The sequence below is a fragment of the Aeromonas sp. FDAARGOS 1407 genome, from assembly GCF_019048725.1.
GTDB classification, from domain to species: Bacteria; Pseudomonadota; Gammaproteobacteria; order Enterobacterales; family Aeromonadaceae; genus Aeromonas; species Aeromonas enteropelogenes.
This window is the reverse complement of the sequence record NZ_CP077399.1, coordinates 1126269-1135000: the sequence shown is the minus strand read 5'-3', so window position 1 is coordinate 1135000 and position 8732 is coordinate 1126269. Positions and strand designations below refer to the sequence as shown.

The window sequence follows — 8732 nt, the reverse complement described above, 5'->3', positions numbered from 1 at the left end:
TTGAGGCAGTTGAGGCAGTTGAGGCAGTTGAGGCAGTTGAGGCAGTTGAGGCAGTTGAGGCAGTTGAGGCAGTTGAGGCAGTTGAGGCAGTTGAGGCAGTTGAGGCAGTTGAGGCAGTTGAGGCAGTATCAGAATCCATTAAAAGAAAAGCCGGGACAAGCCCGGCTTTTTCTTTTATCACTCAGCAGCTGCTTCAGCAGCGGCCGGGCGGTCTACCAGCTCAATGTAAGCCATAGGGGCGTTGTCGCCAGCACGGAAACCGCATTTCAGAATGCGAGTATAACCGCCGGCGCGCTCCAGGTAGCGCGGGCCCAGTTCATTGAACAGCTTAGCCACGATCGCGTTATCGCGAGTACGGGCAAATGCCAGGCGACGATTAGCAACGCTATCAGTCTTGGCAAGGGTGATCAGCGGTTCAACTACACGACGCAGCTCTTTTGCCTTAGGCAGAGTCGTCTTGATGATCTCATGACGAACCAGGGAGCTGGCCATGTTGCGGAACATAGCCTGACGATGGCTGCTGTTCCGGTTCAGTTGACGACCACTCAAACGATGGCGCATGACCTTATCCTTCTAACTAAATCTGTGAAACCCGTAATCTGGATTACTCGTCAGCGATGCTGGCGGGCGGCCAGTTCTCAAGGCGCATGCCAAGAGACAGACCACGGGAGGCCAACACGTCCTTGATCTCAGTCAGGGACTTCTTACCGAGGTTAGGAGTCTTAAGCAACTCAACTTCGGTACGCTGTACCAGATCACCAATATAGTGGATAGCTTCTGCCTTCAGACAGTTCGCAGAACGAACTGTCAGCTCCAAATCATCGACAGGACGCAGCAGAATCGGATCAAACTCGGGTTTCTCTTCTTTCTTCTCGGGCACGCTGACATCGCGCAGATCCACGAAGGCTTCCAGTTGCTCGGCCAGAATAGTGGCAGAACGACGGATGGCTTCTTCAGGATCCAGGGTACCATTGGTCTCCATGTCGATGACCAGCTTGTCCAAGTCGGTACGCTGTTCAACCCGTGCTGCCTCAACATTGTAGGCAATACGAACGATGGGGCTGAACGCGGAGTCCAGCAGCAGACGACCGATAGGACGCTCTTCATCATCGTTGTGAACACGAGCAGAAGCAGGCACATAACCACGACCGCGCTGAACTTTCAGGCGCATGCTGATTTCAGCATTGGCACCAGTCAGGTGGCAGATTACGTGCTCCGGGTTTACGATCTCGACTTCATCACCGTGAGTGATATCACCAGCGGTAACGGGGCCTGTTCCAGACTTGGTCAGGGACAGAGTTACCTCGTCCTTGCCTTCCAGCTTCACAGCGATACCTTTCAGGTTGAGCAGGATTTCAAGAATGTCTTCCTGTACACCTTCTTTGCTGCTGTACTCATGCAGTACCCCGTCAATTTCGACTTCAGTAACTGCACAACCGGGCATAGAAGACAGCAAAATACGACGCAGGGCATTGCCCAGCGTGTGACCAAAGCCACGCTCAAGTGGCTCAAGAGTCACTTTCGCATGAGTCGGGCTAACTTGCTCGATGTCAACTAGCCGCGGTTTAAGAAAATCTGTTACAGAACCCAGCATTGTGTCCTCTCTTTAGAAGCTAGCTTTACTTGGAGTAAAGCTCGACGATCAGCTGTTCGTTAATGTCGGCAGACAGGTCGGAACGCTCCGGCAGGCGCTTGAAGGCACCTTCCATTTTAGCGGCATCAACCTCTACCCAAGTCGGCTTCTCGCGCTGACCAGCAACCTCAAGGGCAGCTTTGATACGCGCTTGCTTCTTAGCCTTCTCACGAACGCAGATCACGTCCTCAGGGGAAACCTGGAAAGAAGGAATGTTCACAACGCGACCGTTGACCATGATAGCCTTGTGGCTCACCAGCTGACGAGACTCAGCACGGGTAGCGCCGAAGCCCATACGGTAAACAACGTTGTCCAAACGACCTTCCAGCAGCTGCAACAGGTTTTCACCGGTGTTACCCTTTTGACGGGCAGCGTCGCGGTAGTAGTTGCGGAACTGTTTTTCCAATACGCCGTAGATACGACGAACTTTTTGTTTCTCGCGCAGCTGAACACCGTAGTCAGACAGACGCGCTTTACGCGCACCGTGTTGACCAGGAACGGTGTCAATCTTGCACTTAGAATCAATCGCACGAACACCAGACTTCAGGAAGAGGTCGGTGCCCTCACGACGGCTAAGCTTAAGCTTAGGACCGATATATCTTGCCATCTTCTTTCTCCAACAATCCTAGACCAAGTAGCTAAACGCGTTACACGCGGCGCTTCTTGGGAGGACGACAACCGTTGTGCGGGATCGGAGTCACATCAGTAATGTTAGTGATGCGGAAACCAGCCGCGTTCAGAGCGCGGATGGAAGACTCACGACCGGGACCCGGACCTTTGACCATGACTTCCAGGTTCTTCACGCCGTATTCTTTGGCGATCTCACCAGCGCGCTCAGCAGCTACCTGGGCAGCAAACGGAGTGGACTTACGGGAACCACGGAAACCAGAACCACCAGAGGTAGCCCAAGACAGAGCATTGCCCTGACGGTCAGTAATGGTCACGATTGTGTTGTTGAAAGATGCATGAACGTGCGCAATACCGTCGCTCACTTGCTTTTTAACGCGCTTGCGAGCACGAGTCGGAGTTTTAGCCATTTTCTACCTTCCCGTTACTTCTTGATAGCCTTGCGCGGACCCTTACGGGTACGAGCGTTGGTCTTGGTACGTTGACCACGAACAGGCAGGCTACGACGGTGACGCAAACCACGGTAGCAACCCAGATCCATCAAACGCTTGATGTTCATGGAAATCTGACGACGCAGGTCACCTTCAACGGTGAATTTACCTACTTGTTCACGCAGACTCTCGATCTGAGCTTCGTCCAGGTCTTTAATTTTCACATTCTCAGCGATACCGGCTGCGGCACAGATGGCCTTGGAGCGGGTACGACCGACGCCATAAATAGCAGTCAAAGCGATGACAGCATGCTTATGGTCAGGAATGTTAATGCCAGCGATACGGGCCACTATTCACTCCTACATATAGTAGATTACGACCACCACAAAGCCCGTGAGCGGATACGTGGCGGTCAACCAATACACAACAAAAGTTGGCTGGCTATATTAGCCAGCACAACTATTTGTTGCAAGTACTAACCGTAAAAAATTAGCCTTGGCGTTGCTTATGCTTAGGCTCGCTGCAAATCACACGCACCACACCGTGACGCTTGATGATTTTGCAGTTACGGCAGATTGCCTTAACGGAAGCACGAACTTTCATTGCTTAACTCCGTAACTACGCCGACCTTTAGCGGCCGTAGCCCTTCAGGTTGGCCTTCCTCAGGACGTCGCCATATTGATGAGACATCATATGGGTCTGAACCTGAGCCATGAAGTCCATGATAACTACCACGATAATCAGCAGCGAGGTGCCACCGAAATAGAACTGTACGTTCCAGGCAGTCATCAGGAACTGGGGTACCAGACAGATAAAGGTTATATAGAGTGCACCTGCCAATGTCAGGCGAGTCATAACCTTATCGATATAACGTGCTGTCTGCTCGCCCGGGCGAATCCCCGGGATAAAGGCTCCACTCTTCTTCAGGTTGTCTGCTGTCTCGCGCGGATTGAACACCAGCGCAGTATAGAAGAAGCAGAAGAAGATAATGGCTGCTGCATACAGCATCTCGTAAAGCGGTTGACCCGGCTGCAGGACCATAGAGACCTGCTGCAAAATGTCAGCAACTTTACCCTCACCCTGACCAAACCAAGAGGTGATGGTCCCTGGGAACAGGATGATACTGGATGCGAAAATCGCAGGAATCACACCGGCCATATTTACTTTCAACGGCAGGTGTGTGCTTTGCGCTGCGAATACTTGGCGGCCTTGTTGACGCTTGGCATAGTTCACGACGATACGACGCTGACCACGCTCCACGAACACCACAAAGTAAGTCACTGCGAAAACAATCAAGCCCAGCAACAACAACAGCAGGATGTGCAATTCCCCTTGACGTGCCTGTTCGGCCGTAGCGCCAATGGCATGCGGCAGACCGGCAACGATACCCGTGAAAATAATCAGCGAAATACCATTACCAATCCCACGCTCGGTAATCTGCTCACCCAACCACATCAAAAACATGGTACCGGTGACCAGACTCACAACGGCTGTGAAGTAGAAGCCAAGACCCGGATTAGTCACGAGTCCCTGCATCATGTTCGGCAGACCGGTTGCGATACCAATGGCCTGGAAAGTTCCCAAAACCAGCGTGCCCCAACGGGTATATTGGCTAATCTTGCGACGGCCGGATTCACCTTCTTTCTTGAGTTCAGCAAGAGCGGGGTGAACCACTGTCAGCAGCTGGATAATGATCGATGCCGAAATGTACGGCATGATCCCCAACGCAAGAATAGAAGCACGCGAGAGTGCACCACCACTGAACATGTTGAACATCTCAATGATGGTGCCCTTCTGTTGCTGGAACAACTCGGCCAGTACGGCGGCGTCAATACCAGGAATCGGCACATAAGAGCCTGCACGGAAAACGATAATCGCCCCGAGAACGAAGAGCAGACGGCTCTTCAGTTCACTCAGACCACCCTGTGCTTTAACATCCAATCCTGGTTTCTTAGCCATTGTACTGATTATTCCTCGATTTTACCGCCAGCGGCCTCGATGGCTGCGCGTGCACCTTTGGTGACGGACAGACCACGAACAGTCACAGCACGGTCAATGTTGCCAGACAGAACAACTTTAGCGAACACGATGTTTTTGGTAACAACACCGGCTTGCTTCAGAGTGCTCATATCGACCACATCACCTTCTACCAGGGCGATTTCGTTCAGACGCACTTCGGCAGAAACCAAAGATTTGCGAGAGAAGAAACCGAACTTCGGCAGACGGATTTTCAAAGGCATCTGACCACCCTCGAAACCGTTGCGGACTTTACCGCCACCGGAACGAGAGGTTTGACCTTTCACACCACGACCACCAGTCTTGCCCAGACCGGAACCGATACCACGGCCCGGACGGTGCTTAACGCGCTTGGAACCAGCGGCCGGAGACAGAGTATTCAGACGCATGCTTAGCCCTCCACCTTAACCATGTAGTAAACCTGGTTGATCATACCGCGTACGCAAGGAGTATCTTCCAGCTCAACGGTGTGACCAATGCGACGCAGGCCCAGACCACGCAGAGTCGCCTTATGCTTGGGCAGACGGCCGATAGAGCTGCGAGTTTGAGTTACTTTTACAGTGTTAGCCATGTCACATTACCCCAGAATTTCTTCAACGCGCAGACCACGCTTGGCGGCGATCTGTTCCGGTGATTGACCGTGAACCAGAGCGTCTACAGTAGCGCGAACGACGTTGATTGGGTTGGTGGAACCGTAGGTCTTGGCCAGCACGTTGTGGATACCAGCAACTTCCAGAACGGCACGCATAGCGCCGCCTGCGATGATACCAGTACCTTGGGAGGCCGGCTTCATGAACACGGTAGAACCGGAGTGAACACCTTTCACCGGGTGGTGCAGAGTGCCATTGTTCAGCTCAACCTTGTTCAGGTTACGCTTGGCCTGTTCCATTGCTTTTTGAATAGCAGCCGGAACTTCACGGGCCTTACCATAACCGTAACCTACACGGCCGTTACCATCACCCACCACGGTCAACGCGGTGAAGGACATGATACGACCACCTTTAACAGTTTTCGAAACACGGTTTACTGCAATCAGCTTTTCTTGCAGTTCGCCGGCTTGAGATTCGACTTTAGCCATCTTCGACTCCTAGCTTAGAACTGAAGACCAGCGTCACGTGCAGCAGCTGCCAGAGCAGCGATGCGACCGTGATACTTGAAACCGGAACGATCGAAAGATACGTTCTGAACGCCTTTGGCAATAGCACGCTCAGCGATAGCTTTACCTACAGCGGTAGCAGCGTCTGCATTACCGGTGTATTTCAGAGCTTCACTGATGGCTTTCTCTACTGTGGAAGCAGAGGCCAGAACTTCGGAACCGTTGGCTGCAATAACCTGCGCATAGATATGACGCGGGGTACGGTGCACAACCAGACGGGTGGCTCCCAGTTCCTGCATCTTTTTCCGAGCACGAGTAGCACGACGGAGACGAGCTGCTTTCTTGTCCATAGTGTTACCTTACTTCTTCTTAGCTTCTTTAGTACGCACTTGCTCGTTGGCATAGCGTACACCCTTGCCCTTGTAGGGCTCCGGAGCGCGGTAAGCACGGATATCGGCGGCGACTTGGCCAACCAGCTGCTTGTCAACGCCACGCAGAACAACTTCAGTCTGGGACGGGCACTCAGCGGTTACACCAGCCGGCAGCTCATGCTCTACCGGGTGAGAGAAGCCCAGAGCCAGCGCGACAGCATTGCCCTTGATGGAGGCTTTGTAACCTACACCAACCAGCTGCAGCTTACGCTCGAAGCCTTGGGTAACACCGATTACCATGTTGTTGACCAATGCACGGGCAGTACCGGCCTGAGCGTCAGCACCAGCGATGCCGTCGCGCGGGGCGAACTTCAGTACATTGTCTTCTTTGGTCACTTCTACAGCGGCGTGGATAGAACGAACCAGAGAACCTTTACCACCTTTGATGGACAGTTCCTGACCGTTCAGAGTCACTTCTACGCCAGCAGGAATAGTGACGGGTGCCTTAGCAACGCGAGACATTTCCGACCTCCTATTAAGCGACGTAGCAGATGATCTCACCACCCATGCTTGCTTTGCGAGCAGCACGGTCGGTCATCACACCTTTAGACGTGGACACGATAGCAACACCGAGACCACCCATTACTTTCGGCAGATCGGTAGTGCGCTTGTAAATACGCAGGCCAGGACGGCTTACGCGTTGGATCAGTTCTACAACCGGCTTGCCCTGGAAATATTTCAGTTCAATTTCCAGTTCCGGCTTCACGTCACCAGCTACGTTGTAGCCAGCGATGTAACCTTCTTCTTTCAGCACTTTGGCAATAGCCACTTTCAGCTTGGAAGAAGGCATGGAAACCGCAACTTTGCTCGCCGCCTGACCGTTACGGATGCGGGTCAGCATATCCGCGATCGGATCTTGCATGCTCATAGTCTAACTCCCGAGATTCTTTACCAAGAGGCCTTTTTCAGGCCCGGAATTTCGCCCTTCATGGCATGCTCACGCACCTTGATGCGAGACAGGCCAAACTTGCGCAGGAAACCGTGCGGACGACCAGTAATATTGCAACGGTTACGCTGGCGGGACGGACTGGAATCACGGGGCAGCTGTTGCAGTTGCAGAACAGCATCCCAACGCGCTTCTTCAGAAGCGTTCATGTCAACGATGATAGCTTTCAGCTCGGCACGCTTGGTCGCGTACTTGGCTACCAGCTTGGCACGCTTTGCTTCGCGCGCTTTCATGGATGTTTTAGCCATAACCCTAACCTTACTTGCGGAATGGGAAGTTAAAGGCAGCCAGCAGAGCACGGCCTTCTTCATCGGTATTCGCGGAAGTGGTGATGGTGATATCCAGACCACGGACGCGATCGACTTTGTCATAGTCGATTTCCGGGAAGATGATCTGCTCACGCACGCCCATGGAGTAGTTACCACGACCGTCGAACGCTTTAGCGTTCAGGCCACGGAAGTCACGGATACGCGGTACGGAGATGCAGATCAGCCGTTCCAGGAACTCCCACATACGCTCGCCACGCAGGGTTACTTTACAACCTATCGGGTAGCCTTCACGAATCTTGAAGCCCGCAACAGATTTGCGAGCTTTGGTGATCAGCGGCTTCTGACCGGAAATGGCAGCCATGTCGGCAGCAGCATTTTCCAGCAACTTCTTGTCAGAGATCGCTTCACCAACACCCATGTTCAGGGTGATTTTCTCGATCCGAGGGACTTGCATGATAGTCTTGTAACCGAACTGCTTGGACAGTTCATTTACTACATCGGATTTGTAGTAATCATGCAGTTTCGCCATCGTTAAACTCCAATTACTTCACAAGTTCGCCGGTGGATTTGAAGAAACGAACTTTCTTGCCGTCTTCAATCCGGAAACCAACGCGGTCAGCTTTGCCAGTGGCAGAGTTGAACAGCGCTACGTTAGATACATCGATGGGGGCTTCTTTGGTGACGATACCGCCAGCCTGACCCAGTGCGGGTACCGGCTTCTGGTGCTTCTTCACCTGGTTGATGCCTTCCACGATTACCTTACCTTTGGCAATCAGGACCTGGGTGACTTTGCCACGCTTGCCCTTGTCTTTGCCGGTAAGAACAATCACTTCGTCTTCGCGACGGATTTTAGCTGCCATCGTTCGACTCCTTACAGTACTTCGGGTGCCAGGGACACAATCTTCATGAACTTCTCATTACGCAGTTCACGGGTCACCGGGCCAAAAATACGAGTACCGATTGGCTGTTGGTTGTTGTTAAGCAACACAGCCGCATTGTTGTCGAAACGGATGACAGAGCCGTCCGGACGACGAACGCCTTTACGGGTGCGTACGACCACCGCGTTATACACATCACCTTTCTTCACTTTACCGCGAGGAATGGCTTCCTTGATGGAAACCTTGATGATGTCGCCGATGCCGGCGTAACGGCGGTGCGAGCCACCCAGAACCTTAATACACATTACACTGCGAGCGCCGGAGTTGTCGGCAACACCCAGCATACTTTGCATCTGGATCATCTTAGTGCTCCGCTTTGTTTACTTCTTATCCCCAACGGGATCT

Annotated in this window: 17 protein-coding genes; all 17 read right to left on the bottom strand. The window is 52.7% G+C overall.

Going from position 1 to position 8732, the window contains the following annotated elements:
- Positions 1–177 precede the first annotated feature (177 nt).
- The 17 genes from rplQ to rplN all read right to left on the bottom strand — a co-directional run bounded on the left by rplQ (position 178) and on the right by rplN (position 8689).
- On the bottom strand, positions 178–561 hold the full coding sequence (gene rplQ / locus I6L37_RS05440; RefSeq protein ID WP_005307999.1) for a 50S ribosomal protein L17: 384 nt from the start codon (positions 559–561) through the stop codon (positions 178–180).
- 43 nt (positions 562–604) lie between these two features.
- The gene (rpoA, locus tag I6L37_RS05435; RefSeq protein ID WP_005307997.1) at positions 605–1594 is read right to left on the bottom strand and encodes a DNA-directed RNA polymerase subunit alpha; all 990 of its coding nucleotides are present in this window, start codon (positions 1592–1594) and stop codon (positions 605–607) included.
- 25 nt (positions 1595–1619) lie between these two features.
- A complete protein-coding gene (gene rpsD / locus I6L37_RS05430) occupies positions 1620–2240 on the bottom strand; it encodes a 30S ribosomal protein S4 (RefSeq protein WP_005307996.1) in 621 nt (206 codons plus the stop codon).
- A 40-nt stretch (positions 2241–2280) separates the two neighbouring features.
- Complete coding sequence (rpsK, locus tag I6L37_RS05425; protein WP_005319702.1) at positions 2281–2670, bottom strand: 30S ribosomal protein S11; 390 nt, start codon at positions 2668–2670, stop codon at positions 2281–2283.
- A 14-nt stretch (positions 2671–2684) separates the two neighbouring features.
- The gene (gene rpsM, locus I6L37_RS05420) at positions 2685–3041 is read right to left on the bottom strand and encodes a 30S ribosomal protein S13 (protein ID WP_005307991.1); all 357 of its coding nucleotides are present in this window, start codon (positions 3039–3041) and stop codon (positions 2685–2687) included.
- A 139-nt stretch (positions 3042–3180) separates the two neighbouring features.
- Positions 3181–3294 carry a 50S ribosomal protein L36 gene (rpmJ, locus tag I6L37_RS05415; protein WP_005319705.1) on the bottom strand — a complete coding sequence of 38 codons (114 nt, stop codon included), beginning with the start codon at positions 3292–3294 and terminating at the stop codon, positions 3181–3183.
- A 27-nt stretch (positions 3295–3321) separates the two neighbouring features.
- Positions 3322–4650 (bottom strand): preprotein translocase subunit SecY, encoded by a 1329-nt coding sequence (secY, locus tag I6L37_RS05410; RefSeq protein ID WP_026456047.1) that lies wholly within the window; start codon positions 4648–4650, stop codon positions 3322–3324.
- A gap of 8 nt (positions 4651–4658) precedes the next feature.
- Positions 4659–5096: a 50S ribosomal protein L15 gene (gene rplO / locus I6L37_RS05405; protein ID WP_026456046.1), complete on the bottom strand. Its 438-nt coding sequence runs from the start codon at positions 5094–5096 to the stop codon at positions 4659–4661.
- Between the two features lie 2 nt (positions 5097–5098).
- Positions 5099–5278: a 50S ribosomal protein L30 gene (gene rpmD / locus I6L37_RS05400; protein ID WP_005307985.1), complete on the bottom strand. Its 180-nt coding sequence runs from the start codon at positions 5276–5278 to the stop codon at positions 5099–5101.
- Positions 5279–5284: 6 nt separating this feature from the next.
- Entirely contained in the window at positions 5285–5785 is a 501-nt protein-coding gene (gene rpsE / locus I6L37_RS05395) for a 30S ribosomal protein S5 (protein WP_005342686.1), read from the bottom strand.
- A 14-nt stretch (positions 5786–5799) separates the two neighbouring features.
- Positions 5800–6153 (bottom strand): 50S ribosomal protein L18, encoded by a 354-nt coding sequence (gene rplR, locus I6L37_RS05390; protein WP_005340606.1) that lies wholly within the window; start codon positions 6151–6153, stop codon positions 5800–5802.
- Between the two features lie 9 nt (positions 6154–6162).
- Positions 6163–6696: a 50S ribosomal protein L6 gene (rplF, locus tag I6L37_RS05385; protein ID WP_026456045.1), complete on the bottom strand. Its 534-nt coding sequence runs from the start codon at positions 6694–6696 to the stop codon at positions 6163–6165.
- Between the two features lie 13 nt (positions 6697–6709).
- Entirely contained in the window at positions 6710–7102 is a 393-nt protein-coding gene (gene rpsH, locus I6L37_RS05380) for a 30S ribosomal protein S8 (protein ID WP_010672564.1), read from the bottom strand.
- 20 nt (positions 7103–7122) lie between these two features.
- Entirely contained in the window at positions 7123–7428 is a 306-nt protein-coding gene (rpsN, locus tag I6L37_RS05375) for a 30S ribosomal protein S14 (RefSeq protein WP_005340609.1), read from the bottom strand.
- A gap of 10 nt (positions 7429–7438) precedes the next feature.
- Entirely contained in the window at positions 7439–7978 is a 540-nt protein-coding gene (rplE, locus tag I6L37_RS05370) for a 50S ribosomal protein L5 (protein ID WP_005331162.1), read from the bottom strand.
- Positions 7979–7991: 13 nt separating this feature from the next.
- Positions 7992–8309 carry a 50S ribosomal protein L24 gene (gene rplX, locus I6L37_RS05365; RefSeq protein ID WP_005307977.1) on the bottom strand — a complete coding sequence of 106 codons (318 nt, stop codon included), beginning with the start codon at positions 8307–8309 and terminating at the stop codon, positions 7992–7994.
- Positions 8310–8320: 11 nt separating this feature from the next.
- Positions 8321–8689, bottom strand: a complete 369-nt coding sequence (gene rplN, locus I6L37_RS05360; RefSeq protein ID WP_005307975.1) for a 50S ribosomal protein L14 — start codon at positions 8687–8689, stop codon at positions 8321–8323.
- Between the last annotated feature and the right edge of the window lie 43 nt (positions 8690–8732).